The sequence below is a fragment of the Pantoea cypripedii genome (assembly GCF_002095535.1).
Taxonomy (GTDB): domain Bacteria; phylum Pseudomonadota; class Gammaproteobacteria; order Enterobacterales; family Enterobacteriaceae; genus Pantoea; species Pantoea cypripedii.
The window spans coordinates 4,004,383-4,031,041 of sequence record NZ_MLJI01000001.1 but is presented as its reverse complement, the minus strand read 5'-3'; the positions used below and the strand labels follow the sequence as shown (position 1 = coordinate 4,031,041).

General features: G+C 53.2%; 28 protein-coding genes and 1 rRNA gene. 11 read left to right on the top strand and 18 right to left on the bottom strand.

All coding sequences use genetic code 11. The features are described from left to right. Positions 1-5: 5 nt before the first annotated feature. The 3 genes from rsmB to def are packed head-to-tail and all read right to left on the bottom strand — an operon-like array spanning position 6 to position 2,819. Positions 6-1,292 carry a 16S rRNA (cytosine(967)-C(5))-methyltransferase RsmB gene (rsmB, locus tag HA50_RS18770; RefSeq protein WP_084877298.1) on the bottom strand — a complete coding sequence of 429 codons (1,287 nt, stop codon included), beginning with the start codon at positions 1,290-1,292 and terminating at the stop codon, positions 6-8. Positions 1,293-1,340: 48 nt separating this feature from the next. Further along, the gene (fmt, locus tag HA50_RS18765; RefSeq protein WP_084877295.1) at positions 1,341-2,285 is read right to left on the bottom strand and encodes a methionyl-tRNA formyltransferase; all 945 of its coding nucleotides are present in this window, start codon (positions 2,283-2,285) and stop codon (positions 1,341-1,343) included. Positions 2,286-2,306: 21 nt separating this feature from the next. Further along, positions 2,307-2,819 carry a peptide deformylase gene (gene def, locus HA50_RS18760; RefSeq protein ID WP_084877293.1) on the bottom strand — a complete coding sequence of 171 codons (513 nt, stop codon included), beginning with the start codon at positions 2,817-2,819 and terminating at the stop codon, positions 2,307-2,309. A gap of 116 nt (positions 2,820-2,935) precedes the next feature. Between def and dprA the strand changes: the two genes are divergently transcribed. The 6 genes from dprA to HA50_RS18730 are packed head-to-tail and all read left to right on the top strand — an operon-like array spanning position 2,936 to position 6,723. Further along, positions 2,936-4,060, top strand: a complete 1,125-nt coding sequence (gene dprA, locus HA50_RS18755; RefSeq protein WP_084877290.1) for a DNA-protecting protein DprA — start codon at positions 2,936-2,938, stop codon at positions 4,058-4,060. Further along, positions 4,032-4,505: a DUF494 family protein Smg gene (gene smg / locus HA50_RS18750; RefSeq protein ID WP_084877288.1), complete on the top strand. Its 474-nt coding sequence runs from the start codon at positions 4,032-4,034 to the stop codon at positions 4,503-4,505. The genes dprA and smg overlap by 29 nt, the downstream gene beginning before the upstream one ends. A gap of 24 nt (positions 4,506-4,529) precedes the next feature. Continuing rightward, a complete protein-coding gene (locus HA50_RS18745; RefSeq protein WP_084877285.1) occupies positions 4,530-5,084 on the top strand; it encodes a DNA topoisomerase family protein in 555 nt (184 codons plus the stop codon). Beyond that, entirely contained in the window at positions 5,081-5,656 is a 576-nt protein-coding gene (gene tsaC / locus HA50_RS18740; protein ID WP_084877282.1) for an L-threonylcarbamoyladenylate synthase type 1 TsaC, read from the top strand. Before HA50_RS18745 ends, tsaC begins: the two co-directional genes overlap by 4 nt. A gap of 3 nt (positions 5,657-5,659) precedes the next feature. After that, on the top strand, positions 5,660-6,478 hold the full coding sequence (gene aroE / locus HA50_RS18735; RefSeq protein ID WP_084877280.1) for a shikimate dehydrogenase: 819 nt from the start codon (positions 5,660-5,662) through the stop codon (positions 6,476-6,478). Further along, positions 6,475-6,723 (top strand): DUF1488 family protein, encoded by a 249-nt coding sequence (locus tag HA50_RS18730; protein WP_084877277.1) that lies wholly within the window; start codon positions 6,475-6,477, stop codon positions 6,721-6,723. Before aroE ends, HA50_RS18730 begins: the two co-directional genes overlap by 4 nt. Here HA50_RS18730 and HA50_RS18725 read toward each other — a convergent pair. Next, positions 6,699-7,253 (bottom strand): gamma carbonic anhydrase family protein, encoded by a 555-nt coding sequence (locus HA50_RS18725; RefSeq protein ID WP_084877274.1) that lies wholly within the window; start codon positions 7,251-7,253, stop codon positions 6,699-6,701. The two genes, HA50_RS18730 and HA50_RS18725, sit on opposite strands and share 25 nt — an antisense overlap. Before the next feature lie 752 nt (positions 7,254-8,005). Between HA50_RS18725 and rrf the strand changes: the two genes are divergently transcribed. Then, positions 8,006-8,121 (top strand): 5S ribosomal RNA (rrf, locus tag HA50_RS18720). Positions 8,122-8,328: 207 nt separating this feature from the next. Here rrf and HA50_RS18715 read toward each other — a convergent pair. The 14 genes from HA50_RS18715 to msrP all read right to left on the bottom strand — a co-directional run bounded on the left by HA50_RS18715 (position 8,329) and on the right by msrP (position 21,397). Continuing rightward, a complete protein-coding gene (locus tag HA50_RS18715) occupies positions 8,329-9,090 on the bottom strand; it encodes an amino acid ABC transporter ATP-binding protein (RefSeq protein ID WP_084877269.1) in 762 nt (253 codons plus the stop codon). Positions 9,091-9,098: 8 nt separating this feature from the next. Beyond that, on the bottom strand, positions 9,099-10,199 hold the full coding sequence (locus HA50_RS18710; RefSeq protein WP_084877266.1) for an amino acid ABC transporter permease: 1,101 nt from the start codon (positions 10,197-10,199) through the stop codon (positions 9,099-9,101). Positions 10,200-10,214: 15 nt separating this feature from the next. Next, complete coding sequence (locus HA50_RS18705; RefSeq protein ID WP_084877263.1) at positions 10,215-11,393, bottom strand: amino acid ABC transporter permease; 1,179 nt, start codon at positions 11,391-11,393, stop codon at positions 10,215-10,217. Between the two features lie 66 nt (positions 11,394-11,459). Further along, positions 11,460-12,485, bottom strand: a complete 1,026-nt coding sequence (locus HA50_RS18700; RefSeq protein ID WP_084877260.1) for an amino acid ABC transporter substrate-binding protein — start codon at positions 12,483-12,485, stop codon at positions 11,460-11,462. A 544-nt stretch (positions 12,486-13,029) separates the two neighbouring features. Further along, positions 13,030-13,326, bottom strand: coding sequence for a DNA-binding transcriptional regulator Fis (gene fis, locus HA50_RS18690; RefSeq protein ID WP_003855228.1), 297 nt, complete (start codon positions 13,324-13,326; stop codon positions 13,030-13,032). A gap of 24 nt (positions 13,327-13,350) precedes the next feature. Continuing rightward, positions 13,351-14,316: a tRNA dihydrouridine synthase DusB gene (dusB, locus tag HA50_RS18685; RefSeq protein WP_084877254.1), complete on the bottom strand. Its 966-nt coding sequence runs from the start codon at positions 14,314-14,316 to the stop codon at positions 13,351-13,353. Between the two features lie 293 nt (positions 14,317-14,609). Next, a complete protein-coding gene (gene prmA / locus HA50_RS18680; RefSeq protein ID WP_084877252.1) occupies positions 14,610-15,491 on the bottom strand; it encodes a 50S ribosomal protein L11 methyltransferase in 882 nt (293 codons plus the stop codon). 11 nt (positions 15,492-15,502) lie between these two features. Continuing rightward, on the bottom strand, positions 15,503-16,948 hold the full coding sequence (panF, locus tag HA50_RS18675; protein ID WP_084877249.1) for a sodium/pantothenate symporter: 1,446 nt from the start codon (positions 16,946-16,948) through the stop codon (positions 15,503-15,505). Continuing rightward, positions 16,938-17,180 carry a YhdT family protein gene (locus HA50_RS18670; protein WP_084877246.1) on the bottom strand — a complete coding sequence of 81 codons (243 nt, stop codon included), beginning with the start codon at positions 17,178-17,180 and terminating at the stop codon, positions 16,938-16,940. Before HA50_RS18670 ends, panF begins: the two co-directional genes overlap by 11 nt. Positions 17,181-17,254: 74 nt before the next feature. Further along, entirely contained in the window at positions 17,255-18,601 is a 1,347-nt protein-coding gene (gene accC, locus HA50_RS18665) for an acetyl-CoA carboxylase biotin carboxylase subunit (protein ID WP_084877243.1), read from the bottom strand. An 11-nt stretch (positions 18,602-18,612) separates the two neighbouring features. Beyond that, on the bottom strand, positions 18,613-19,083 hold the full coding sequence (accB, locus tag HA50_RS18660) for an acetyl-CoA carboxylase biotin carboxyl carrier protein (protein ID WP_084877241.1): 471 nt from the start codon (positions 19,081-19,083) through the stop codon (positions 18,613-18,615). Between the two features lie 21 nt (positions 19,084-19,104). Continuing rightward, positions 19,105-19,557, bottom strand: a complete 453-nt coding sequence (gene aroQ / locus HA50_RS18655) for a type II 3-dehydroquinate dehydratase (protein WP_084877238.1) — start codon at positions 19,555-19,557, stop codon at positions 19,105-19,107. Between the two features lie 232 nt (positions 19,558-19,789). Continuing rightward, complete coding sequence (msrQ, locus tag HA50_RS18650; RefSeq protein ID WP_084877235.1) at positions 19,790-20,392, bottom strand: protein-methionine-sulfoxide reductase heme-binding subunit MsrQ; 603 nt, start codon at positions 20,390-20,392, stop codon at positions 19,790-19,792. Further along, positions 20,393-21,397, bottom strand: a complete 1,005-nt coding sequence (msrP, locus tag HA50_RS18645) for a protein-methionine-sulfoxide reductase catalytic subunit MsrP (RefSeq protein ID WP_084877232.1) — start codon at positions 21,395-21,397, stop codon at positions 20,393-20,395. A 294-nt stretch (positions 21,398-21,691) separates the two neighbouring features. Between msrP and csrD the strand changes: the two genes are divergently transcribed. The 4 genes from csrD to mreD all read left to right on the top strand — a co-directional run bounded on the left by csrD (position 21,692) and on the right by mreD (position 26,651). Next, entirely contained in the window at positions 21,692-23,638 is a 1,947-nt protein-coding gene (gene csrD, locus HA50_RS18640) for an RNase E specificity factor CsrD (protein WP_084877230.1), read from the top strand. A gap of 310 nt (positions 23,639-23,948) precedes the next feature. Beyond that, positions 23,949-24,992 carry a rod shape-determining protein MreB gene (gene mreB / locus HA50_RS18635; RefSeq protein ID WP_003855260.1) on the top strand — a complete coding sequence of 348 codons (1,044 nt, stop codon included), beginning with the start codon at positions 23,949-23,951 and terminating at the stop codon, positions 24,990-24,992. A 148-nt stretch (positions 24,993-25,140) separates the two neighbouring features. Continuing rightward, positions 25,141-26,166: a rod shape-determining protein MreC gene (mreC, locus tag HA50_RS18630; protein WP_084877227.1), complete on the top strand. Its 1,026-nt coding sequence runs from the start codon at positions 25,141-25,143 to the stop codon at positions 26,164-26,166. Then, on the top strand, positions 26,163-26,651 hold the full coding sequence (mreD, locus tag HA50_RS18625; RefSeq protein WP_084877224.1) for a rod shape-determining protein MreD: 489 nt from the start codon (positions 26,163-26,165) through the stop codon (positions 26,649-26,651). The genes mreC and mreD overlap by 4 nt, the downstream gene beginning before the upstream one ends. Positions 26,652-26,659: the final 8 nt, after the last annotated feature.

Genomic DNA, 26,659 nt, shown 5'->3' with positions numbered 1-26,659 from the left:
CCGTATTATTTTTTCATCAACTTAGCGTAGAAGAAACCATCCCCGCCATCTGTGCTGGGAAATACCTGCCAGCCATTCGCCTGACCCTGCGGCAATGCCTCAGCTACCGCATCGGGATGGGCAGCCAGAAATGCGCTGATCTGCTGATGGTTTTCTTCCGGCAGGATCGAGCAGGTGGCGTAAAGCAGTGTGCCTCCGCTTTTCAGGCGTGGCCATACTGCTGCGAGAATTTCACGTTGCAGGCTGGCCAATTCAGCGATATCCCGATCGCGTCGCAGCCATTTGATATCGGGATGGCGACGGATCACGCCGGTTGCCGAACAGGGGGCATCCAGCAGAATACGGTCAAATTGTTGATTGCCACACCATTGTGCCGGGGTACGGCCGTCTCCCTGGCGCACGTCCGCCTGCATGCCGAGACGTTGCAGGTTTTCCCTGACGCGTACCAGACGTTGTTCATCAATATCGACGGCTAACACCTGCGCCTGCGGTGCGATTTCAAGGATATGGGTGGTTTTTCCGCCTGGTGCCGCACAAAGGTCGAGAATGGTTTCGCCATTTTGGGGTTCAAGCAACAAGGCGCAACGTTGTGCGGATAAATCCTGAACCGTTACCCAGCCCTGATCGAAACCGGGCAACTGCCCGACTGGAGCTGGAGCTTCCAGACGCAGTGCATCAGGGGCATCCCCCGGGAAAGCGTTCTTTTCTGCCTGCTCAAGCAGTGCCAGCCAGGCGTCACGAGCATGATGTTGACGGTTAACGCGTAGCCACATTGGCGGGCGCTGATTATTCGCTTCAACAATCTGCTCCCACTGCTCAGGCCATGCGGTTTGCAACCGTTTAAGCAACCAGCCGGGATGCAAATAGCGCTGCGTACCCTGATCCACTTCCGCTACCAGCGTTTCCTGCTGACGCTGGAACTGGCGCAATACGCCATTGAGTAATCCTTTCAGGTTAGCTCGCTTCAGCACCTCAGCACCGGCCACGGTTTCCGCCAGCGCAGCATGGGGCGGTATGCGGGTATACAGCAACTGATACAGTCCGACCATAATCAGATAATGGAGTACGCGCTGCTTACCGGTTAAGGGGCGCTCCATCAGCTTGCCAATTAACGCTTCAAGCTGCGGCAAAGTACGCATGACGCCAAAGCAGAGTTCCTGCAATAACGCAGCGTCTTTATCGGACAGCGCTTTTTGCGCACCAGGCAGAATAGCGCTCAGCGACTCGCCTTTATCCACTACGCGTTCAATTAATTGCGCGGCCAGGCTACGCAGGTTTGTCGTTTTTTTCATGCGATTCATTCATCAAACAAAAAGCCCGGTGTTAACCGGGCTACGGGATCAGGCCAGAATGCTGCCAGGAGTGAACCATTCACGGCGTGAGTTAAGCAAATCCTGTGCGGACATGGCTTTTTTACCGGCAGGCTGTAGCGAAAGCAAATTCAGAACACCATCAGCCGTCGCAATCTGAATACCTTGCTTATCGGCATGAAGTATTTCACCAGGCTGTTTTGCCTGATGCGGTAACACGCTGGCTTGCCAGACTTTCACGGGTTGATCATCCACCATGAAATAGCTCATCGGCCAGGGATTGAATGCGCGAATACAGCGTTCAAGTTGTGCGGCAGAAAGCGTCCAGTCGAGGCGGGCTTCTTCTTTGCTCAGCTTCTCGGCGTAGCTGACCAGCGCTTCGTCCTGTTTTTCCGGCTGTATGCTGCCGTTTGCCAGTTGCGCCAGCGTCTTCAGCATTACTTCAGGACCAAGCTGCGCTAATTTGTCATACAGCGTGGCACTGGTGTCATGTTCGGTAATCGGGCAGGCGAGTTTATAAAGCATGTCGCCGGTATCCAGACCTACATCCATCTGCATAATGGTTACGCCAGTTTCGGCATCGCCAGCCCAGAGCGAACGCTGAATCGGGGCGGCGCCACGCCAGCGCGGCAGCAGGGAACCGTGAACATTGATACAACCGAGACGCGGCATATCCAGCACGGCTTTTGGCAGGATCAGACCATAAGCCACCACTACCATTACATCAGCTTGCAGGTCAGCGACCAGATGCTGGTTTTCGGCAGGTTTTAATGATTTTGGCTGAAAAACCGGAACGTCATGAGCCTGTGCCAGAACTTTTACCGGGCTGGGTGTGAGTTTGTTGCCACGGCCAGCCGGGCGATCGGGCTGCGTGAAGACGCCAACCACCTGATGCTCAGAAGCAAGCAACGCGTCAAGATGACGCGCTGCAAAGTCAGGGGTACCGGCAAAAATGATTTTTAGCGGTGCAGACACAGTTTAACCTTCTATTTGCACTCAGGATGCGCGTGCATTCTGGCGTGCCAGTTTTTCCAGTTTCTGTTTAATGCGCTGACGTTTCAGCGGGGACAGATAATCAATAAAGAGTTTGCCATCGAGATGGTCGATTTCGTGCTGAATGCAGATAGCCAGCAAGCCATCAGTTTCCAGCTCGAAAGTGTTACCGTCACGATCTTGCGCACGCACTTTTACCCACTCAGCGCGCGGCACAAAAGCACGTTGTTCCGGGATGGAGAGACAGCCTTCTTCGATGCCGGTTTCGCCACCTTTTTCCAGCAACTCTGGGTTAATCAACACCAGGCGCTCTTCGCGGCTTTCCGACACATCAATCACGATAATGCGCTGATGAATATCAACCTGAGTCGCTGCAAGGCCAATGCCTTCTTCAGCGTACATCGTTTCAAACATGTCATCGACGATGCGTTGCACGCCAGCATCAACGGTTTTCACCGGTGCTGCGATTTTGCGAAGACGGTCATCAGGGTAATGTAATACCTGCAAAACTGACATAAATTTCCAGATCTGTATGCGTTAAAGAAAAGATTACTACCTCATATTGTAGACTTTTTGGGGCCTGATTGACAGCATTGACCGCATGATGGCACCGGCTGAACAGGGAGTGAGGCGTGGACAAAATTGAGTGGATGCTCAGGCTGGCAAATGTGAAAGGACTCAGTGGACAGCAGATCCGCCATCTGGCGGAAAGGCTGCAAACTACCGGGCATATGGATGATGATTTGATGACGTCGCAGCGGCTGAGCGAAACGCAGCGAAAACAATTTCATACGCTATGCCCACGGCAGCTTTTACGCACCCGTCAGTGGCTGGAGGATCCACAGCATCGGCTGCTTTCGGTGCTGGATAGTGATTTTCCCTCTGCGCTGGCTGAGATCAGTCGTTTTCCTTCATTATTGTATGTAATGGGTAATATCGCAGCGTTACATACGCCACAACTCGCGGTGGTTGGGAGCCGCCACTGTTCTCATTATGGAAGCGAGTGGGGAAGTTATTTCGCACAGCAACTGGCGGCGAATGGATTGACCATCACCAGTGGCCTGGCGCGGGGGATTGATGGCATTGCTCATAGGGCGGCGCTGAATGCGTCCGGTAAAACCATTGCAGTGCTGGGCAGCGGGCTGAAACATATCTATCCGAAAAGTCACCAACAGTTGGCACAGGATATCGTTAACAATGGCGGCGCGCTGATTTCGGAGTTTCCTCTGGAGATGGCCCCATATGCGGTAAATTTTCCACGCCGCAATCGTATTATCAGCGGGTTGAGTCTTGGAGTGCTGGTAGTCGAAGCCTCATTTAAAAGCGGTTCACTGGTGACGGCGCGTTATGCACTGGAACAAAACCGTAATGTTTATGCTTTGCCTGGTGCATTGGGTAACGCTGGTAGTGAAGGGACACACTGGTTAATCCAGCAGGGCGCATTGCTGGTTGTGCATCCTGATAATATTCTTGAAGACCTCCATTCCACGCTGCACTGGCTACCTGCCACAACCTCAGAAACAATATATTCACAAGACAGTGACGATGTTCCATTGCCATTTGCAGACGTGTTGGCTAACGTAGGTGATGAGGTTACACCTGTTGACGTCGTCGCTGAACGTGCCGGCCAACCTGTGCCAGTTATCTCAGCCCAGTTGCTGGAGCTGGAGTTAGCAGGATGGATCGCAGCTGTACCCGGCGGCTATGTCCGATTGAGGAGGGCATGCCATGTTCGACGTACTTATGTACTTGTTTGAGACCTATATCCACAACGAAGCCGAAATGCGCGTTGATCAGGATAAATTGACCGATGATTTAACTGATGCCGGTTTTCATCGTGAAGATATCTACAATGCGTTGAATTGGCTTGAGAGACTGGCGGATTACCAGGAAGGTTTAGTTGCGCCAGTGTTGCTGGCGAACGATCCGCTCTCGATGCGAATCTACACGGAGGAAGAGAGCCTGCGTCTGGATGCCGAATGTCGTGGTTTTATTCTGTTCCTGGAACAAATCCAGGTGCTGAATATGGAAACCCGCGAAATGGTTATCGAACGTGTGATGGCCCTCGATACCCTCGAATTCGATCTGGAAGATCTCAAATGGGTGGTGCTGATGGTGTTGTTTAACATCCCAGGATGCGAAAATGCCTATCAGCAAATGGAAGAACTGTTATTCGACGTCAATGAAGGTATGCTGCATTAATTTGCGCTTGATGCATCGGGTTATATGAGTAAATCAGCACTATTTACCGTGCGTAAACATGATCCCTGCCCCGCTTGCGGGGCAGATTTAGTGATACGTGCCGGCAAACATGGTCCATTTCTTGGCTGTGCCAACTTTCCTGCCTGCGAGTATATCCGCCCGCTGAAAAACCAGGGCGATGGCCATATCGTTAAAGTCCTGGAAGGCCATGCCTGTCCGCAATGTGGCGCTGATAAAGTGCTGCGTCAGGGACGCTTTGGCATGTTTGTTGGCTGCAGCCACTATCCTGAATGTGATTATACTGAAACGATTGATAAGCCTGACGAGACGGCTATTGCCTGTCCACAGTGCCAAAGTGGGAAGCTGGTTCAGCGCCGTTCGCGCTATGGTAAGACGTTCCACTCCTGCGATCGTTATCCAGACTGCCAGTTTGCGCTGAATGCGACCCCGATTGAGGGTGTCTGCCCGCACTGCCAGTTCCCTCTATTAATTGAAAAGAAAACCGCGCAGGGCAAGAAACGTTTCTGCGCCAGTAAGCGCTGCGGCAAACCCGTTGTGCAGGACAATGAATTACCATGACGCAAAATCACTCTTCAGCGGAAAACCTGGAATTCTGTATTAACCAGTTGCAGCAACATGCGGTGATCGCTTATCCCACAGAAGCGGTCTTTGGTCTGGGATGTGACCCGGACAGCGAAAGTGCTGTGATGTCATTACTGGCGCTGAAACAGCGGCCTGTCGAAAAAGGATTGATCCTGATTGCGGCCGACTATGCTCAGCTGGAACCCTACGTTGCCGATCAGGAGCTTTCCGTGGTGCAGCGTGAACGTATGTTTGCCTGCTGGCCGGGGCCGGTCACGTTTGTCGTACCGGCATCCCCACATACGCCACGGTGGCTAACCGGACGTTTTGACTCGCTGGCGATTCGCGTTAGCGATCATCCTGATGTGCAGGCGCTGTGCCAGCGCTTCGGTAAACCGCTGGTTTCAACCAGTGCCAATCTTTCAGGCGAGCCTCCATGTCGCACCGTTGCGGAAGTCGCTCTGCAATTTGGTGCTGAGTTTCCGGTATTAGCGGGTGAAACGGGTGGACGTCTTAATCCTTCTGAAATCCGCGACGTTATCAGCGGCGAACTTATCCGTCAGGGCTAATTTATGGAAAACTTTGCCGTTTTTGGTAACCCGATTGAACATAGTAAGTCACCTTTTATCCATCGTTTATTCGCAGAGCAAACGGGAATTGAACACCACTATGGCCGCGTATGCGCGCCACTGGATGGTTTTCCGCAGGCGATCAGCGAGTTCTTTTCGGCGGGTGGGAAAGGGGCCAATGTGACGTTGCCCTTCAAAGAGCAGGCGTGGGAGTTTGCTGATGAACTCAGCGAGCGTGCTGCGCTCTCTGGGGCGGTCAATACGTTAAAGAAGGATGCGCAGGGGCAGATCCTGGGCGACAACACGGATGGTATCGGCTTACTGAGCGATCTTGAGCGGCTTAAAATGATCCGCCCCGGCGATCGGGTATTGCTGATGGGGGCAGGGGGAGCCGCACGCGGCGTGATTTTGCCACTGCTCTCATTAGGGTGTGCGCTGACAGTGACGAATCGTACAGTTGAAAAGGCGGAGTTGCTTGCGGATATTTTCCAGCATAGTGGGGCCATTCATGCCTGCAGTTTTACTTCTCTGGCCGGCCAGTCGTTTGATCTGATTATCAATGCCACTTCCAGCGGTGTGAAAGGCGATGTGCCGCCACTGCCCGTTTCATTGATTTCTCAACATACGCGCTGTTATGACATGTTTTACCAGCCGGGTCTGACGCCATTCTTGTTTTGGTGCCAGCAACAGGGGGCGCAACAACTCGCCGATGGATTGGGCATGCTGGTGGGGCAGGCAGCGCATGCTTTTCAGTTATGGCATGGTGTGATGCCTGAGATCACGCCCGTCATTGCGCAATTAAAGCAGGCGATGCAGCCGTGAATCAGGCGATTCAGTTTCCTGATCGGGAAGATTGGGATCAAAACCGGCAAGCGGTGTGTTTTCCGGCGATGGTGAATGGCATGGGGCTGATGTGCGCGATCTCTCTTCAGGCATTGTATGACAGATTCGGTGAGGGAGAAGCGATGGCGCTGTTTAGCGCTCATCGCTGGGATCTGGAAGATGAGGCCGAGCAACTTATCCGTAATGATGAAGTTGATCATCAGGGCTGGGTCTGGCTTTCCTGAGCGAGATAATCATTTTTCCAGCCAACATAGTTGTTTGCTGAGTAACGAAGGCCTTCTATCTCGGCTTCATTAAGCGGGCGAATTTGTTTTACCGGGCTGCCTAAATACAGGTAGCCACTTTCCAGACGCTTGCCGGGTGGGACCAGGCTACCTGCACCAATCATCACATCCTCTTCTACTATTACACCATCCAGCAGAATCGACCCCATGCCAACCAGGACGCGATCGCCAATGGTGCAGCCATGCAGCATGGCTTTGTGGCCCACCGTTACGTCTTCGCCAATCACCAGAGGGTAGCCCGCCGGATTGCTGGCTGACTTATGCGTCACATGGAGGACGCTGCCATCCTGGATATTGGTTCGTGCGCCAATCATCACCTGATTCACGTCACCACGTATGGCGACCAGCGGCCAGATACTGACATCGTCTCCTAATACAACATCGCCAACCACAACACTGCTTTTATCGATCATTACGCGATCGCCAGTTTGCGGGTAGCTGCTTTTATAGGGACGTAAGGCTGTGGACATGATCTTTCTCCTTTTGCTCATTTATGCCTAGCCTGAGCGCGATCGGTGCGTCAGACAAGCTAATTATTGAGCGGATCGTTCGTGATCCCAGCAGAAAGGATGAAAACTCACCAGTTGAATCAAAAGATCGAAAAAAGGGGTTGTGCAAAAAAATCGGATCCCTATAATGCGCCTCCACTGACACGGCAAAGCGGCAACGCAGACGGTCAGCGAGGGACGAAGTGATTCATCCCGCCGGAGAAAGTCGCTGAAAAAAAGTGATTGACTCTGAAGGAGGAAAGCGTAATATACGCCACCTCGCGACAGACGGTTAACCCGCTGCTCGCACTGCTCTTTAACAATTTATCAGACAATCTGTGTGGGCACTCGCAGGATTGATATCAAAAGTCTACGGACTTAAAAAATATCAAGTCTCAAGAGTGAACACGTAATTCATTACGAAGTTTAATTCTTTGAGCATCAAACTTAAATTGAAGAGTTTGATCATGGCTCAGATTGAACGCTGGCGGCAGGCCTAACACATGCAAGTCGAACCTAGCTAGCTAGCGCCAGAGGCGTTTTGGTTGAGAGACCAGAGAAGAATTTTCAGCATTGTTTACCGGATAAAGAATTAGCGGAAACGAAAGATTTTACGCTGAGGCAAGGCGGCAAGCGCAGTAAATGAAGGAGCATACATAAGTATGTGACTGAGTTTACAAGAGCGGCCAACGCAGCATCAGTGAAAAATATTCGTTTCTGGCACAAAGAATTTGCCTGGCGGCTGTAGCGCGGTGGTCCCACCTGACCCCATGCCGAACTCAGAAGTGAAACGCCGTAGCGCCGATGGTAGTGTGGGGTCTCCCCATGCGAGAGTAGGGAACTGCCAGGCATCAATCAAGTGAAGAAGCCCTGAACGAAAGTTCAGGGCTTTTTTACGTCTGAAAATCAGAAAAAAGCACGGTGCCGTAGCGGCGCGATTTATCGCGCAGTTTCTATCGTACCAGGCCTGAAACATTCACGATAAATAATGCAGAAACATAAAAAACCCCCTGCCAGGGCAGAGGGTTGATTGCAGTGGATCGGCCTGGGAACTGTCTTAGTGAATAACCTGCGACAGAAAGGCACGGGTACGTTCTGACTTCGGATTGGCAAAGAACTCCTGCGGTGGGGCTTGTTCCACGATCTCACCACGGTCCATAAAGATAACCCGATCAGCGACTGTGCGTGCAAAGCCCATCTCATGGGTTACACACAACATCGTCATACCATCCTCCGCCAGACCAATCATGGTATCGAGCACTTCTTTAACCATCTCAGGGTCAAGAGCTGAAGTCGGCTCATCAAACAGCATGATTTTGGGTTTCATACACAGCGAACGTGCAATTGCCACGCGCTGTTGCTGACCACCGGACAGCTGTCCGGGAAATTTATGCGCATGCTCGGCAATACGGACGCGTTGCAGATAATGCATCGCCAGTTCTTCCGCCTCTTTCTTTGGCATCTTACGCACCCAGATAGGTGCCAGCGTGCAGTTTTGCAACACAGTCAAATGCGGGAAAAGGTTGAAGTGCTGGAACACCATGCCAACTTCAGTTCGCACACGTTCAATATTACGTACATCATCATTCAAATGAATGCCATCAACGACGATTCGCCCCTGCTGATGTTCTTCAAGGTGGTTGATGCAACGGATAGTGGTGGATTTGCCCGAGCCTGATGGTCCGCAAAGAACGATACGTTCACGCGGTTTCACCTGCAGGTTTATGTCCTTTAATACATGGAACTGACCGTACCATTTATTCACATTTTCGAGCGTAATCATCATTTGGTCAGCAGAATTAGTCATAGATTGTGTCATGTAAAACCTCAGTGCGATTTACGCCCGGTGTGAAAGCGCTTCTCCAGATACTGGCTATAGCGCGACATGCTAAAACAGAAAATCCAATAGACGAGGGCAGCAAAAACATAGCCTTCCGTCGACATCCCAAGCCATGTGGGGTCAACGGTGGCCTGCTGCACGCTACTGAAAAGATCGAACAGGCCGATGATGATCACCAGGCTGGTATCTTTAAACAAAGCAATGATGGTGTTAACCAGGCCGGGAATGGTGAGTTTGAGTGCCTGAGGCAAAATCACCAGAATCTGTGTTTTCCAGTAACCCAGCGCCAGCGACTCAGCGGCTTCATACTGTCCCTTTGGCAGAGCCTGTAAGCCACCGCGCACCACTTCCGCGACATAAGCTGACTGGAACAGAATCACACCGACCAGCGCACGCACCAGCTTATCGATGGTCGTCCCTTCAGACATAAACAGCGGCAGCATCACCGATGACATAAACAACACGGTAATCAGCGGTACACCACGCCAGAACTCAATAAAAATCACTGACAGGGTTCGTACCACTGGCATCTTTGAACGGCGTCCCAATGCCAGCAAAATCCCCAATGGCAGGGCACCGGCGATGCCGACCGACGCGATAATCAGCGTCAGCGTCAAACCGCCCCACTGGCGGGTTTCGACACGATCCAGACCCAAATAGCCGCCATACATCAGGAACCAGACGATGATGGGGTAGGCCACTGCCCAGCAGGCGATATAACGGCCACGATGTGGGATCGATTTGATAAACATCGGGATGATGGACAGCAGGCCAATCACCAGTGCCAGATTGATGCGCCAGCGCAGTTCATGTGGATACAGCCCATACATAAACTGGCCAAAGCGCGCATGGATAAACACCCAGCAGGCACCTTCTTTGGTACAGTCGGCGCGGGTTGATCCGATCCAGTTAGCCTGGAAAACCAGCCAGTTAAGCGCAGGTGGGATCACGCTCCAGATAATCCAGAAGCAGAGCAGTGTCAACAGGGTATTGAACCAACTGGAGAACAGGTTTTTGCGCGCCCAACCCCAGGCTTTGCTAACCGGGTTGGTTGGCACTGGCGGTGTTTCGTGTGTGGTAACAGACATAATAATCCCGTTCTCTTAACGCTCAACCAGCGCAATTTTGCGGTTGTAGAGGTTCATCAGCAGCGAAATGACCAAACTGATGATCAGGTAGACCGCCATGGTGATCGCGATGGTCTCGATAGCCTGGCCTGTCTGATTCAGCACCGTACCGGCAAACAGTGAAACCATATCCGGATAGCCGATAGCGGCTGCCAGTGAAGAGTTTTTCACGATGTTGAGATACTGGCTGGTCAGAGGCGGAATGATCACACGCATGGCTTGCGGGATGATCACCTGGCGCATGGTCACAGGATTCGGCAGGCCGAGCGAACGGGCTGCTTCATTCTGACCGTGTGGCACCGACTGGATACCCGAGCGAATCACTTCAGCGATAAATGAAGAGGTGTAGATCGACAGGGCCAGCGTCAGTGAAGCCAGCTCAGGGATCATCACGAATCCGCCACGGAAGTTAAATCCACGCAATTCCGGCACATCCCAGTGTGTGGCGGCACCGAACAGCGCGTGGGCGATCAGGGGGAAAGCAATGATCATCGCAGTGGCGATCGGCCAGGTACGGCGCAACTGGCCAGTCTTCAGCTGGTGTTTACGGTTAAAACGAAATAATCCGACGCTAACGACTATCGCCAGAAGCAACGCGATAACAAACGGCCAGGTACCAGGTGCATAGGTGGGCCAGGGAATATAAAGCCCACGGTTACTGACAAATGCCAGATCAAATGCGTTCAACGCCTGGCGTGGGCCGGGTAAATTACGCAGCACCGCGAAATACCAGAAGAAGATCTGCAACAACGGTGGAATGTTGCGGAACGTCTCAATGTAAATGGTAGAGATCCTGCGCAGGAGCCAGTTATCAGACAGGCGGGCAAGGCCGATAAAGAATCCGAGGATAGAGGCGAAAACAATACAGAGCGCGGAAACCAGCAGGGTATTGGTTAACCCCACCATAAACACGCGCGCGTAAGTATCACCTTCGGTGTAATCAATCAGATGCTGGACGATGCCGAAACCGGCACTGCGCTCCAGGAAGCCGAAACCGGATGTGATGCCACGATTAGCCAGGTTGATCACCGTATTGTGGATGAGATATCCCACAACAGCGAACACGGCCACAATCGCGACTATCTGGTAAAGCCAGGCGCGAACCGTAGGATTACCGAACGAAAAATCCCTTTTTACGGTTGGGCGTTGTGACATGTTGAAACCTCAGTGAAGAAAACGCATTGGGCACCGCAGGGTGCGGTGCCCGACTGGAAGGCAGAATTAACGTACCGGCGGAGCGTACTGGATACCGCCCTGATTCCAGAGCGCATTCTGACCACGCGCGATTTTCAGAGCACTGTCTTTACCGACGTTGCGGTCAAAGCTTTCCTGGTAGTTACCTACCTGTTTAATGATGTTGAACGCCCATTTGTTGTCGAGCTTCAGATCTTTACCGAAGTCGCCTTCAGCACCCAGCAGGTGAGCCATGTCCGGGTTGGACGGTTTGGCGGCCAGCTGATCGACGTTCTTCGAGTTGATGCCCATCTCTTCTGCGTTCAGCATCGCGTACAGTGACCATTTCACAATGGTGAACCAGTCATCATCGCCACGACGTACCACCGGACCCAGCGGCTCTTTAGAGATCACTTCCGGCAGAACGATGAATTCGTCCGGTTTGCCCAGCTTGATGCGCAGTGCGTACAGCTGAGACTGGTCTGAAGCCAGGGTATCGCAGCGACCACTGTCCAGCGCCTTAGCGGATTCGTCAGAACGGTCAAAGGTCACCGGGGTGTATTGCATATTGTTGGCTTTGAAGTAATCCGCCACGTTCAGCTCGGTATCTGTACCCGCCTGGATACATACCGTGGCACCATCCAGCTCTTTCGCACTTTTGAGACCGGCTTTTTTATGGGTCAGGAAGCCGATACCGTCGTAATAGTTCACACCCGCGAACAGGAAGCCCATGCCGCCATCGCGAGAAGAAGTCCAGGTGGTGTTGCGGGACAGAATGTCCACTTCACCGGATTGCAGCGCAGTAAAACGCTCTTTTGCTGTCAGCGGGGTGTATTTCACTTTATTAGCATCGCCAAATACGGCAGCCGCAGCGGCACGGCAAACGTCAACGTCGATACCGGTGAATTTGCCGCTAGCATCGGCATAGGAAAAGCCGGGCAGGCCATCACTGATACCGCACTGAACAAACCCTTTCTTTTTAATTGCATCCAACGTGGTGCCGGCGTGCGCTTGCTGCGCAACGGCGAACAGAGAAGCTGCAGCGACCAGGGTGGAGAGCATCATCTTTTTCATAAAGCATCCTGTGTGGCGAAATCGTGTTGTGATGTGGGTGCATTGCGCACTTTTATGTGCGCTTTTCCTGTCTGTGGCAGTCAGCCATTCACGACTTTGCAAAGCTAATGCCAGGTTTGCAGAATCCTGAATTCATTGGAAAGATCTCTTCATAAACTGAAGCATTCAGAAAGTTCCGACTACTATCGCGCACCAAAAGGAAGCAATGCGAGTCGTCTCGATCACAAACAGTGCAAAAAGTTTCACTATATGGAAGCAGTGTGAGCGGGGACGCAGGACAAAATGTATGGGTTTGCAGATTTGCGGCTGGAACGGTTCAGGATCACATCAGCAGCGGCCTGGTCGGCAATCAGGCGAAGAAGCAAGGGGGAAATGCGTGCGAAAACGAGGCAGGGCAAGGATGGCGTTACGGGCGAAATATCACTGGGGAAATTGCAACTATCGTTACCATTATGGGGACAACTGTTTCACCCGTTGTTAACGACAAAGACACAAACAAAAACGCCAGCCCGAGGGCTGGCGTTATCGCAGCAACAAACTGAAATCAGTTCATGCCGTATTTTTTCAGCTTCTTACGCAGAGTACCACGGTTGATACCCATCATCAGGGCTGCACGGGTCTGGTTGCCACGGGTGTACTGCATCACCATGTCCAACAGTGGCTGCTCGACTTCAGCCAGTACCAGCTCATACAGGTCACTCACATCCTGACCATTCAGTTGAGCAAAATAGTTCTTCAGTGCCTGTTTAACCGAATCACGCAGAGGCTTTTGCGTCACCTGATCCTGTGAGTTAACGGTAGAAACGGTCAGTACGTCAGAATTTACGCGTTGTTCGAACATAGTTCTTTCAGCTCTTTATTTCGTTTACGCAAGATTTTCGAAGTATGCCTCCAACGCCTCCAGCTGTTCGCTGGCATCCTCAATGGCGTTGAATGTGCGCCGAAACTGGTCATCAGGGGCATTTTCCTGCAAATACCAGGAAACGTGTTTTCGGGCAATACGGTATCCCTTGCGCTGACCGTAAAAGTCGTGCAGCTCCCGTATATGTCCAATCAGCATATGCTTCACTTCAGCCAACGGCTTCGGTGCCAGCAGCTCCCCTGTGTCCAGATAATGCTGGATTTCCCGGAAGATCCACGGTCTTCCCTGAGCAGCGCGACCGATCATCAGAGCATCGGCTCCTGTATAATCGAGCACTGCTCTGGCTTTATGCGGGTCAGTAATGTCACCATTCGCGATAACCGGAATGGTAACGCTCTGCTTAACTGTCCGAATGCTGTCGTATTCAGCTTGTCCTTCAAACAAACAGGCGCGAGTGCGTCCATGAATGGTGAGGGCCTGAATGCCACAGCGTTCAGCCAATTGGGCAATCTCTACACAATTACGATTTTCTTTATCCCAGCCAGTGCGAATCTTCAGCGTAACGGGCACATCAACTGCATTAACCACCGCGGAGAGAATAGACTCAACCAGTTGCGGATGTTGCAGCAGTGCAGAACCCGCCATCTTACGATTCACCTTCTTCGCCGGGCAGCCCATGTTGATGTCAATGACCTGTGCGCCTGACGCCACATTAATGCGCGCGGCAGCCGCCATTTCATCGGGATCACATCCGGCAATTTGCACGGCACGAATGCCAGGCTCGTCACTATGCACCATGCGCAAACGGGATTTGTCACTGGCCCAAACTTCCGGGTTTGATGACAGCATCTCGGAGACCGTCATGCCAGCGCCGTTCTCGTAACACAAGGTGCGAAATGGCTTGTCGGTAACCCCGGCCATAGGCGCAGCGATGAGTCGATTACGAAGCTGATGATGTCCAATGCGCATGAAAAAGAAGTGACCCTAACTGTTCGCAAGGCGGCGTATATTACGCATTTTTTCGCGAAGATGAAAGGCCAAACTTTGAACAATTCGCAGGGAAAGATCAAGGAATTGAGGCCGATCGGTGTTAGCTATAAGAAATACCTATACTATTCAGTACATTAAAAAAATGCGATGAAATTGTGTACAAAAGTTTTTCTGAAAATTTGAGCTAAATCACAACATAAAAAACGCCACATCGCCTGATTGGCAAGAGATGTGGCGGGGTGTTAACAATGAACTGCGCTAATTATGCGGGATTAGCGGCGCACACCGGTAATCCGGCACCACTCTTCTTTTTCGGCGACCGGGTCCAGCACAAAACGTTCGGTGTAGGCTTCACAAACGCTTTCCGCCTGGCTGGCCAGCACGCCTGATAACCCCAGATGTCCGCCGGATTTTGGCAGAACGCTGATTAACGGTGCCAGTTCGCGCAGTGGGCCGGCAAGAATGTTGGCGACCACCACATCCGCCTGCAGGTTTTCCGGCTGCTGGTGGGGGAGATAGAGTGCCAGACGATCAGCCACGCCATTACGTTCGGCGTTATCACGGCTGGCCTGAATCGCCTGCGGGTCGATATCAATACCAATCGCCTGTGCGGCCCCCAGTTTCAGGGCTGCAATCGCCAGAATGCCGGAGCCGCAGCCGAAATCGATGACTGTCTTACCCTGTAAATCAAGGCCATCCAGCCAGCTCAGACACAGCGAGGTGGTCGGGTGGGTACCGGTGCCAAAGGCGAGGCCCGGATCGAGCATCACGTTGACAGCGTTGGGATCCGGGACTTCGCGCCAGCTCGGGCAGATCCATAAACGCTCACCGAAACGCATCGGGTGGAAATTATCCATCCATTCGCGCTCCCAGTCTTTATCTTCGATCTGCTCGATCTTATGACGGAAACCGCTGCCAAGCAGAGGGTGCTGGCTCAGTTCCGCGACAACATCGTCCATCTCGGTTTCGGCATCAAACAGGCCGATCACATCGGTATCGCCCCACAGCAGCGTCTCACCCGGCAGTGGCTCATAAACCGGATTATCGTGGGTGTCCTGGAAGGTCACAGACACGGCACCGCTTTCCATCAGCGCATCGCTCAGTGTTTCCGCGTGCTCACCGGTGCTGTTAATTTTGATTTGAATCCATGGCATAGCGTTTCTCTTTATTCCAGGGCAGCGTCTTGTGCGTCAGGCGTGCTGCCAAATAGGTTACCTGCCAGAAAGGCCAGCAGGCTAAGGATCAATGATGGAACGATAGGGTGGAAACCCCACAGTTCCAGTTTCAGGCTGGCGAGCAGCGTGTAGCAACCGGCACCGACAACCATCCCGCTGATGGCACCAGCAGCGTTTGCACGCTCCCAGTACAACCCGAGTACCAGTGGCCACAGGAACACCGCTTCGAGGCCACCAAAAGCCAGCAGGTTCAGCCAGATGATCATATCCGGTGGGTTCCAGGCGGCCAGCAGCAGCAATAAACCCAGCACAAAGGTGATGGTGCCAGAGAGCATGCGCAGGCGCGCTTCATTCTCGCTATGCTGTGGCGCGATTCGCAAATAGAGGTCTTTGATCAGGGTAGCGGAGGATTGCAGCAGCTGCGCGTTAATTGTCGACATGATCGCTGCCATCGGTGCGGCAAGAAAAATGCCCGCAGCCATCGGTGGCAATACGGTGATCATCAGCGTCGGGATCACTTGATCGGGAATGGTTAGATTCGGCAGGATCGCGCGACCCAGCGCCCCCGCCAGGTGCATTCCCAGCATCAGGATCACCACCACAATGGTGCCAATAATGATGCCACGATGCATTGCCTTGCTGTCTTTATACGAGATACAGCGGACGGCGGTATGTGGCAGGCCAATCACACCAAAACACACCAGTACGGCAAACGAGCTGAGGAAAGTCGGCGTGATCACATTGCCAACACCTTCTGGTGAGACCAGCTGTGGATCGATGGCACGCAATTTAGTCACGGCAGTTTCCAGCCCGCCCGCCTGATGAATCACCGCAAACAGCAGCAGGAAGGTACCCACCAGCATCACCAGGCCTTGCATTGCATCATTCAGCACGCTGGCACGGAAGCCGCCAAACGCGGTATAGAGCGCAATGGTGCCGCCAAAAATCAGCAGGCCGGTATCGTAGGGAATGCCCGCAGCGGTTTCCAGCAAACGTGCACCACCAATGAACTGCACCGTCATCGCGCCAATAAACGCCACCAGCAGACTCAGGCTGGCTAACCAGATCAGCAGCGGGCTGCGGTAGCGGCCATACAGCATGTCATTCAGCGTCACCGCATTGTAACGGCGCGCCAGAATGGCGAATTTTTTCCCTAATACACCGAGAGACAGCCACACGGCAGGGACCTGAATCATGGCGAGCAGTACCCAGCCCAGCCCATATTTATACGCTGCACCGGGGCCGCCAATAAACGAGCTGGCACTGATATAGGTCGCGGTGATGGTCATCGCCAGCACGAAGCCACCCATCGAGCGGCTACCGAGAAAATACTCCGTCAGGAAGTTGCCCTGGCGCTGTTTGCGCATGGCAAATACCGACAGCGCGGCAATCAGCACCAGATAGGCCAGCAGGGGAAGAATGATCTCACTTTCCATCTTTGTCCTCCAGTGACATATCGCGGAAAACCATCCGTACCATCAACCAACACAACCCAATAAACAGCACGGGAGCAAACAGGCAGGAAAGCTCAAACCAGTGTGGCAGGCCGGTTATGCCTGTCGCATTCCCCCCCAGCCAGGCGGAAAGCCCCCACACAGCGAGATACGCCAGCGCCAGATAAAACGCCCAGCGCGCCTCTTTATTCGCTTGCACAAAACGCCAATCCATCATGCAACCTCAAAGGCAACAAAAATGAAAAAGGCCGGTTTAACCGGCCTCAAAGGAACTCTGCGTTGCAGGGATTACTCTTGCATGCCGAGTTTTTTCTCCAGGTAGTGGATATTGGTACCACCCTGCTGGAAGTTTTCGTCGGACATGATTTTCATCTGCAGTTCGACGTTGGTCTTGATACCGTCAATGATCAGTTCCGCCAGCGCATTTTTCATGCGGGCGATGGCCACGTCACGGTTTTCACCGTAAGTGATCAGTTTGCCGATCATGGAATCGTAGTACGGCGGTACGGTGTATCCGGCATAGATATGCGATTCCCAACGCACACCAAAGCCACCCGGTGCGTGGAAACGCGTGATCTTACCTGGGCTTGGCAGGAAGGTGTTCGGGTCTTCGGCGTTGATACGGCATTCCACCGCATGGCCGCGAATCATCACATCTTCCTGACGGATAGACAGCGGCTGACCGGCTGCAATACGCAGCTGTTCTTTGATCAGGTCTACGCCGGTGATCATCTCGGTGACCGGATGCTCTACCTGAATACGGGTGTTCATCTCGATAAAGTAGAACTCACCGTTTTCGAACAGGAACTCAAAGGTGCCTGCGCCACGGTAGCCGATATCCACACAGGCTTTAGCACAGCGATCGCCGATGAAGCTGCGCAGCTCTGGCGTGATGCCCGGTGCGGGTGCTTCTTCAACCACTTTCTGGTGACGGCGCTGCATGGAGCAGTCGCGTTCGGCCAGATAAATCGCGTTGCCCTGGCCATCGGCCATGACCTGGATTTCGATGTGGCGAGGATTTTCGAGGTATTTCTCCATATAAACCATGTCGTTGTTGAAAGCCGCTTTGGCTTCCGCTTTCGTCATGTTAATGGACTGCTCAAGATCCTTGTCGCTGCGCACCACACGCATACCACGACCACCGCCGCCGCCAGAGGCTTTGATGATGACCGGATAACCGATGCGTTTGGCGAAGGCACGGTTTTTATCCATGTCTTCAGTCAGTGGGCCATCGGAGCCTGGTACGGTCGGTACACCGGCTTTTTTCATTGCGGTGATTGCCGACACTTTGTCACCCATCAGGCGGATGGTATCCGCTTTCGGGCCGATAAAGATAAAGCCGGAACGTTCAACCTGCTCGGCGAAATCGGCGTTCTCAGACAGGAAGCCATAGCCCGGATGGATCGCGACCGCGCCAGTGATTTCGGCAGCGGAGATCAGGGCCGGGATATTGAGGTAACTTTTGACCGACTGCGCCGGGCCAATGCAGACAGTTTCGTCAGCCAGCAGCACGTGCTTCAGGTCGCGGTCCGCCGTGGAGTGCACTGCCACAGTCTTGATGCCCAGCTCTTTACAGGCACGCAGAATGCGCAACGCGATCTCACCGCGGTTAGCAATGACAATTTTATCCAGCATGGTTCGCCTCGTTATTCGATGACAACCAGCGGCTCGTCAAATTCAACCGGCTGGCCACTTTCCACCAGAATCGCTTTCACAACGCCGGATTTATCGGCTTCGATCTGGTTCATCATTTTCATCGCTTCAACGATGCACAGGGTGTCGCCGGCGTTAACTTTCTGGCCGACTTCGATAAAGGCTTTCGCATCCGGGCTTGGGGTGCGATAGAAGGTGCCTACCATCGGTGAACGCACGATGTGGCCGCTGATTTCCGGTTTAGCGGCTTCCGCAACCGGTGCAGCAACAGCAGGGGCAACCGCAGCAGCCAGAGGGGCTACCTGCGGTGCAGGTACAGCATAAGCCTGCTGCATCATAGGATAACCGACATTGGCAGGTGAACGGCTGATACGAACGGACTCTTCGCCCTCAGAGATTTCCAGCTCAGCGATGCCAGACTCTTCAACCAGTTCGATCAGTTTCTTAATTTTACGAATATCCATGAGTGTGGTTCCGTACTCTGTTTAATTGGAATGTGTCAGGCGTTTTACGGCCGTTTGTAAAGCCCACGAGTATCCGTCAGCGCCAAGTCCACAGATGACACCGGCAGATACATCGGAAAGATAGGAGTGATGGCGGAACGGTTCGCGTGCATGCACATTGGTCAGATGCACCTCGATAAAGGGGATGTTTACCGCCAGCAGAGCATCACGCAGCGCGACGCTGGTGTGCGTGAACGCAGCAGGGTTGATGATGATGTAATCCACATTGCCTCTGGCCTCGTGAATACGATCGATCAACTGAAATTCCGCGTTCGATTGCAAATGACTCAATTTCACATGGTGCTGATCAGCCTGTTGCGTCAGATCGCTGACAATTTGCGCCAGCGTGGTGTGCCCATACTTCTCAGGCTCACGCGTTCCCAGCAAATTCAGGTTGGGTCCGTTCAAAAGCAGTATGTGAAAGTTATGCGCCATCTTGCTGCTATCTCCTGCAATTATTCAGGCATCGCGTAAAATACCGCGACAATCTTCCTTTGTCACTCTTCCGAGTGAAAAAGAAGACTTCACTTGCAATAAAGCCGGGCATTATATCCGTTTCGTCGCAATTCGCAGCAAAATACTGGTCTTATCTGCGAAGATGATCAGATGCGGCCAGAAGGCCACACCTTTTAACAGAAATCGCAGCAGGATGACAACCGTGCAGGAATTAGCGGGAGAAGAGTTTTCGCAACTTATTGTAACGCCAGCCCAATAGCAGCAGAGCCAGTAATGCATAAATCAGCGGCTGTGGTGACAGCACTTTAACTGACCAAAGATAGTGAATGGGCGCGAGGATCGCCACCAGATAGATACCATTGTGCAGAGTTTGCCAGCGACGTCCCAGTTTACGCTGTGCGCGCTGAAAGGAGGTGATTGCCAGCGCAAACAATACCAGCCAGCAGATAATACCCAGCGTCAAATAGGGGCGGGATATCAACTCACTGCCGAGCAATCGCAGATTATTGACCCCTAATTCCAGCAGATAATAGCTCAGCAGATGCAGACAGGCCCAGGCGAAGCACCACAGACCGAGCATGCGGCGGGTGCGAATCAGCAGGGGTTGTTTGGCGTAGCGCGTTAAGGGACTCACCAGCAACGTCGCCAGCAACAGTTTAAGCGCCATTCTGCCGGTAAAATGCTGGATATCTTTGGCCGGGTCGGCGCTTAACCAACCCTGATTGGCGGAAAAAAACAGCCACACCAGCGGCAGAAACGCCGCCAGGTGCAGCACCACTTTCAGCCAGGTGATATGGCGTAATGTCAGACGCACTCAGTAATTCTCCCGTAAATCCAGCCCGTGATAGAGCGACGCGACTTCTTTGGCATAGCCGTTAAACAGCAGCGTTGGCTGGCGCTCCACCTTCAGAATCCCCCCCGGACCAATAAAACGCTCTGTCGCCTGCGACCAGCGGGGATGATCGACATGCGGGTTAACGTTGGCATAAAAGCCATATTCATTGGCGGCGATTTGATTCCAGGTGGTCGGCGGCTGATCGTGAGTCAGGGTAATTTTGACGATCGATTTAATGCCTTTGAAACCGTATTTCCACGGTACGGTCAGGCGGATCGGCGCGCCATTTTGTGGAGGCAATGCTTTGCCGTACACGCCAGTGCTGAGCAGGGTCAGGGGATGCATCGCTTCATCCATGCGTAATCCTTCGACATAGGGATAATCCAGCCCGCCGCCAATAAAGCGATCTTTCTGGCCCGGCATTTGATCCGGGGCATAGAGCGTTTGAAACGCGACAAAACGCGCATTGCTGGTGGGTTCCGCCAGTTTCAGCAGCTTGTTCAGCTCAAATCCCACCCAGGGGATCACCATTGACCAGGCTTCTACACAGCGCATGCGGTAGATACGCTGCTCCATCGCAAAACGTTTAAAGATGTCATCCATATCCAGCGTAATGGGTTTTGCCACTTCGCCTTCAATACGCAGTTGCCAGGGATCGGTCTTCAGCGTCCCGGCATTCGCTGCCGGATCGGCCTTATCAAGGCCAAATTCATAGAAGTTATTGTAGCCAGCGACCTTATCAAACGGGGTGAGGGGTAAATCCGCCTGCCAGGCGGGCGGCTTACTGAATTGCAGCGCTTTCCCGGCTGGCGCGGCAGGGCGATCGTTGCCTTTAAACCAACTGAGAACATCGGCCTGCGCTATCCGTGGGAAGCTGGCTGCGGCAGCACCCAGGCCAAGGGCTTTCAGCACCTGACGACGCTGCATATTGAAGATACTTTCTGGCGTCACATCGGCTTCAGAAAGGAAATGCTTCGGCTTCATGGAATTCTCCGGCTGAATGTTTAAGGCAAGCATGAGCAAACCCGGTTATATGCGCCAGAAAGAGCCGTAAAATGTGAAATTTCCTGGCTGCGCTTATCTTGAGAATAGGACGAAAAAAATCATGTGAAAGTCAGGACTTCCCTGTTTATCGTTATACTCGCCTCTGTATAGGTAGCGATGGTTGCTGAACGCTGTTTCAGGCGGTGATTTATGCTATTTTGCTCAGGTTTGCGCCAGTGAGTCTGGTGCCGCCGGTTCTTTTCTATTCATAACCGCAGTGATACAGGCACAGGGATGCGATTAACCACGAAGTTTTCTGCGTTTATTACATTATTAAGCTTACTGGCGATGTTGTTGATGCTGGTGGGCTGCGCTTTTAGTTTTGTCTGGTTGTCACAGCAGCGGGTGGAAACCCGGGTACAAACTCTGGCAACCGAAGTGGACAAAGCCTTAATCACCCAATCGCCACAGGATCTGACGCAATGGCTGTCGCGCATTATGCCGGTGATTAATGCCGAACAGCTGGAGCTACACGACGGCGAGCGCACGTTGTTTCGCCTGGCCCGCCATGAAAACCCGATGCTGGAAGATGAGCCAAATCGCTTTATCCAGTTCGACCTGCCGCTGGCGCATTCATCTGGCATGATGCTGCGCGTGGTGGTGCTTGATCCCGCTAAAACCTGGTTTCGCTCCTTCACCGGGGCTTATACGCTGGTGGTCATTTTAACCGTGGTAATGATCATGGCGTCACTGCTGGTGATGACCCATCGCTGGCTGAACAGCCACTGGCGTAATATGGAGCGGCTGGAAGCGCGTTCGGAGCGTATCCTGGCGGGCGACCGGCAGGCCAGGGACAATGAAGAAGTGGAGTGGCCACCGAAGGCCAGTCACGCTATCGATCTTCTGTTGCATGATTTGCTGGAGGCGGGTGAGCAGCGCTTACGCATCGATACCCTGATTCGTACTTTTGCCGCGCAGGATTCGCGTACCGGGTTGAATAATCGTCTGTTCTTCGATAACCAGCTGGCCACCCTGCTGGAAGATCAGGAAGATGTTGGCACCCACGGTGTGGTCATGATGGTGCGCCTGCCCGATCTTGAAACGCAGTATGAAACTCTCGGTCCGGCGCTGGCTGAAGAATACCTGTTTGATCTCATTAATATGCTGTCTACCTTCGTGCTGCGTTATCCCGGCGCGCTGCTGGCACGTTATTTTCGCAGTGACTTTGCCGTGCTGCTGCCGCACCGAACCCTTAAAGAAGCCAACAATATTGCCGATCAACTGATCAATGCCGTGGATTCTCTGCCGCCGATGCGCATGGTGGATCGTGATGATCTGATCCATATCGGTATCAGCGCCTGGCGCAGCGGGCTAAGCGTGCCGCAGGTGATGGAAAACGTAGAAATGGCCACGCGTCGCGCTGCCCTGCAGGGGGGAAACAACTGGTCAATCGGCGAGGGTAACCCGCTGGATATGGGGCGTGGTAGCGTGCGCTGGCGAACGCTGCTGGAAAACACCCAGAGTCGTGGTGGACCCCGTCTGTACCAGAAACCCGCCGTCATGCTGGATGGGAAAGTTCATCATCGGGAGATGCTGGCGCGTATCTTTGATGGTGACAAAGAGGTGGTGTCTGCCGAGTTTATGCCTCTGGTGCAGCAATTGGGAATGGCCGAAAGCTGGGATCGCCAGATGGTAACCCGTATCGCCGCATTGACTGAGATGTGGCCTGATGAAACTCTGGCGCTGCCGGTGAATATCGATTCGTTATTACAGCGACCTTTTCAGCGCTGGCTGCAAAAATTACTGCTGCAATGCAGCAAATCACAAAGAAAACGATTTTTATTTGAACTTGCCGAAGCGGATGTTTGTCAACACATCAACCGCTTAGTGCCGATTTTCAGAATGCTCAGTGCGTTTGGTTGTCGCATCGCTGTCAATCAGGCGGGATTAACGGTGGTGAGCAGCGCTTATATCAAGCAATTTCCGGTGGAGTTAATCAAACTGGACCCTGGTCTGGTGCGTAATATTGAACGACGCACGGAAAATCAGTTGTTTGTACAAAGTCTGCTGGAAGTGTGTAAGTCGACTCCCACTCAGGTCTTTGCTGCCGGTGTACGCACGCGTGCGGAGTGGCAAACGCTGGCAGGATTGGGGGTCGCCGGTGGTCAGGGTGATTTCTTTGCTCCCTCGCTGCCGGTAAACAGTAATGTGAAAAAACATTCACAACGTTATCGAATTTAGCCGTTAATTGCCCGATGGCGGCGCTCAAGGTTGTTTTACGCTGTAAACCTGAATTATGCCGGCCAGCAGCTATGCTGGAAATGTTAGATTTTATGTCGAAAACTGCCCTGGCTCGTGGGGCGAAAGGCACTGAAAGCGGCGGCTTTGCGCCATTTTTCCTTAGCGAACCGCAGCATACACTGCTGTAAAAAATAGCTAGCATATTTTCTCACCGAAGCGGAACGTTTTTGCGCCTTGTAGCGGCTTCGCGTGGTTGGTAAAGTAGGCGGATTTTATTTTCCGCCCCCAGCTTGCAGGATTATCCCTTAGTATGTTTAAAAAATTTCGTGGCATGTTTTCCAATGACTTGTCCATTGACCTGGGTACCGCGAATACCCTGATTTATGTAAAAGGACAGGGCATCGTGCTGAACGAGCCTTCCGTGGTTGCCATTCGTCAGGATCGTGCCGGCTCCCCAAAGAGCGTTGCCGCCGTTGGTCATGACGCCAAACAGATGCTTGGCCGTACGCCGGGCAATATCGCTGCTATCCGTCCGATGAAAGACGGCGTCATTGCAGACTTCTTCGTCACCGAAAAAATGTTGCAGCACTTTATTAAGCAAGTGCACAGCAACAGTTTTATGCGCCCCAGCCCGCGTGTGCTGGTGTGTGTGCCGGTGGGTGCAACCCAGGTTGAGCGTCGTGCTATCCGTGAATCTGCGCAGGGCGCAGGTGCGCGTGAAGTGTTTCTGATTGAAGAACCGATGGCCGCTGCGATCGGTGCCGGTCTGCCGGTATCAGAAGCGACCGGTTCGATGGTGGTGGATATCGGTGGTGGTACCACTGAAGTGGCCGTTATCTCTCTGAACGGCGTGGTTTACTCCTCTTCAGTGCGTATTGGTGGTGACCGCTTCGATGAAGCTATCATTAATTATGTACGCCGTAATTACGGCTCGCTGATCGGTGAAGCCACCGCTGAGCGTATTAAGCATGAGATCGGTTCTGCGTATCCGGGCGATGAAGTCCGTGAAATCGAAGTTCGTGGTCGTAACCTGGCTGAAGGTGTGCCGCGCGGCTTTACGCTGAACTCCAATGAAATTCTGGAAGCGCTGCAGGAACCGCTGACCGGTATCGTGAGTGCGGTGATGGTGGCGCTGGAGCAGTGCCCGCCGGAACTGGCTTCCGACATCTCCGAGCGTGGCATGGTGCTGACCGGTGGTGGCGCGCTGCTGCGTAACCTCGATCGCCTGCTGATGGAAGAAACCGGCATTCCGGTGGTCGTGGCCGAAGACCCGCTGACCTGCGTCGCGCGTGGCGGTGGCAAGGCGTTGGAAATGATCGACATGCATGGCGGCGATTTGTTCAGCGAGGAGTAAATCCTCATCGGCTGAGGCCGTGGTCAAATTGCGCAGGGAATGAGCGCCGATGACGACGCTGCGCATGACGGCACGATGCGTTCAGCCCTGGAGGCGCAGGTCTTAGGACCCGCGCTTCTTCCCTGATGTCGAGGAACACGCAGATTTTATGAAGCCGATTTTTAGCAGGGGGCCATCCCTGCAGTTGCGCCTCTTTCTGGCAGTCATTGTGGCCATCGCGATTATTATCGCCGATAGCCGCGTGGCCTCCTTTTCCCAGATTCGCAACTACCTGGACACATCGGTCAGTCCATTTTACTTCCTGGCTAACGGGCCAAGAGAGCTTCTTGACGGCGTTTCCGCCACGCTGGCTTCGCGTCAGCAGCTGGAACTGGAAAACAAAGCACTGCGTCGTGAACTCTTTCTGAAGAACAGCGACCTGCTGATGCTGGGGCAATATAAGCAGGAGAACGCGCGTCTGCGCGAGCTGCTCGGCTCACCGTTACGTCAGGATGAGCACAAGATGGTGACGCAGGTGATCTCCACCGGCACCGATCCCTACACCGATCAGGTGGTTATCGACAAAGGCAGCGTAAACGGCGTTTACGAAGGCCAGCCGGTGATCAGCGATAAAGGTGTCGTGGGGCAGGTGGTGGCGGTAGGCCAGGTGACCAGCCGTGTGCTGCTGATCTGTGACGCTTCCCATGCGTTGCCGATCCAGGTGCTGCGTAATGATATCCGCGTGATTGCGGCCGGTAACGGCTGTAATGAAGATCTGCAACTTGAGCATCTGCCTGGCAATACCGACATTCGTGTGGGTGATGTGCTGGTCACCTCGGGTCTGGGTGGTCGTTTCCCGGAAGGCTATCCGGTTGCCGTGGTGTCGTCGGTGAAAGTGGATACGCAGCGTGCGTACACCGTTATCCAGGCACGCCCGACAGCAGGTTTGCAGCGTCTGCGTTATCTGTTGCTGTTATGGGGAGCGGATCGTAACGGCGATATGCCGATGGCTCCTGATGAAGTGCATCGTGTTGCTAATGAACGCTTAATGCAGATGATGCCGCAAGTCTTACCGCCAGCCGGTGAGATGGGGCCGCCCGCGCCCGGCAGTCAGCAAATGGGACCACCCGCGCCTGTCAGCAATGGCAGCAGTTCGCAGGTAACACCGGCGAACACGCGTGGAGGCCAGCCTTGAGTCGATATCGCAGCCAGGGCCGATGGGTTATCTGGCTGTCCTTCCTGATTGCCCTCATCCTGCAAATCATGCCCTGGCCAGAACAGTTCTACATGTTCCGGCCATCATGGCTTTTGTTGATCCTCATCTACTGGGTGCTGGCATTGCCACACCGGGTTAATGTTGGCACCGGCTTTGTGCTGGGCGCCATCATGGATCTGGTGGCCGGTTCAACGCTGGGCGTGCGTGCGCTGGCATTGAGTATCATCGCCTACCTGGTCGCCTTTAAATTCCAGCTTTTCCGTAACTTAGCGTTGTGGCAGCAGGCTTTAATGGTTATGGTGCTGTCGCTGGCGGTGGATGTTATTGTTTTCTGGGCGGAATTTTTGGTGATTAATGTCTCCTTTCGTCCGGAAATCTTCTGGAGTAGCGTTGTCGACGGCATTCTCTGGCCCTGGCTATTCTTATTAATGAGAAAGATTCGTCGTCAGTTCGCTGTTCAGTAAGGAAAACT

Bases quoted from the DNA above. Each gene is read 5' to 3' on its own strand.
- rsmB (WP_084877298.1), bottom strand. From the start codon at position 1,292: ATGAAAAAAACGACAAACCTGCGTAGCCTGGCCGCGCAATTAATTGAA.
- def (WP_084877293.1), bottom strand. From the start codon at position 2,819: ATGTCAGTTTTGCAGGTATTACATTACCCTGATGACCGTCTTCGCAAA.
- smg (WP_084877288.1), top strand. From the start codon at position 4,032: ATGTTCGACGTACTTATGTACTTGTTTGAGACCTATATCCACAACGAA.
- HA50_RS18745 (WP_084877285.1), top strand. From the start codon at position 4,530: ATGAGTAAATCAGCACTATTTACCGTGCGTAAACATGATCCCTGCCCC.
- tsaC (WP_084877282.1), top strand. From the start codon at position 5,081: ATGACGCAAAATCACTCTTCAGCGGAAAACCTGGAATTCTGTATTAAC.
- aroE (WP_084877280.1), top strand. From the start codon at position 5,660: ATGGAAAACTTTGCCGTTTTTGGTAACCCGATTGAACATAGTAAGTCA.
- HA50_RS18725 (WP_084877274.1), bottom strand. From the start codon at position 7,253: ATGTCCACAGCCTTACGTCCCTATAAAAGCAGCTACCCGCAAACTGGC.
- HA50_RS18715 (WP_084877269.1), bottom strand. From the start codon at position 9,090: ATGACACAATCTATGACTAATTCTGCTGACCAAATGATGATTACGCTC.
- HA50_RS18710 (WP_084877266.1), bottom strand. From the start codon at position 10,199: ATGTCTGTTACCACACACGAAACACCGCCAGTGCCAACCAACCCGGTT.
- HA50_RS18705 (WP_084877263.1), bottom strand. From the start codon at position 11,393: ATGTCACAACGCCCAACCGTAAAAAGGGATTTTTCGTTCGGTAATCCT.
- HA50_RS18700 (WP_084877260.1), bottom strand. From the start codon at position 12,485: ATGAAAAAGATGATGCTCTCCACCCTGGTCGCTGCAGCTTCTCTGTTC.
- fis (WP_003855228.1), bottom strand. From the start codon at position 13,326: ATGTTCGAACAACGCGTAAATTCTGACGTACTGACCGTTTCTACCGTT.
- dusB (WP_084877254.1), bottom strand. From the start codon at position 14,316: ATGCGCATTGGACATCATCAGCTTCGTAATCGACTCATCGCTGCGCCT.
- prmA (WP_084877252.1), bottom strand. From the start codon at position 15,491: ATGCCATGGATTCAAATCAAAATTAACAGCACCGGTGAGCACGCGGAA.
- panF (WP_084877249.1), bottom strand. From the start codon at position 16,948: ATGGAAAGTGAGATCATTCTTCCCCTGCTGGCCTATCTGGTGCTGATT.
- HA50_RS18670 (WP_084877246.1), bottom strand. From the start codon at position 17,180: ATGGATTGGCGTTTTGTGCAAGCGAATAAAGAGGCGCGCTGGGCGTTT.
- accC (WP_084877243.1), bottom strand. From the start codon at position 18,601: ATGCTGGATAAAATTGTCATTGCTAACCGCGGTGAGATCGCGTTGCGC.
- accB (WP_084877241.1), bottom strand. From the start codon at position 19,083: ATGGATATTCGTAAAATTAAGAAACTGATCGAACTGGTTGAAGAGTCT.
- aroQ (WP_084877238.1), bottom strand. From the start codon at position 19,557: ATGGCGCATAACTTTCACATACTGCTTTTGAACGGACCCAACCTGAAT.
- msrP (WP_084877232.1), bottom strand. From the start codon at position 21,397: ATGAAGCCGAAGCATTTCCTTTCTGAAGCCGATGTGACGCCAGAAAGT.
- csrD (WP_084877230.1), top strand. From the start codon at position 21,692: ATGCGATTAACCACGAAGTTTTCTGCGTTTATTACATTATTAAGCTTA.
- mreB (WP_003855260.1), top strand. From the start codon at position 23,949: ATGTTTAAAAAATTTCGTGGCATGTTTTCCAATGACTTGTCCATTGAC.
- mreC (WP_084877227.1), top strand. From the start codon at position 25,141: ATGAAGCCGATTTTTAGCAGGGGGCCATCCCTGCAGTTGCGCCTCTTT.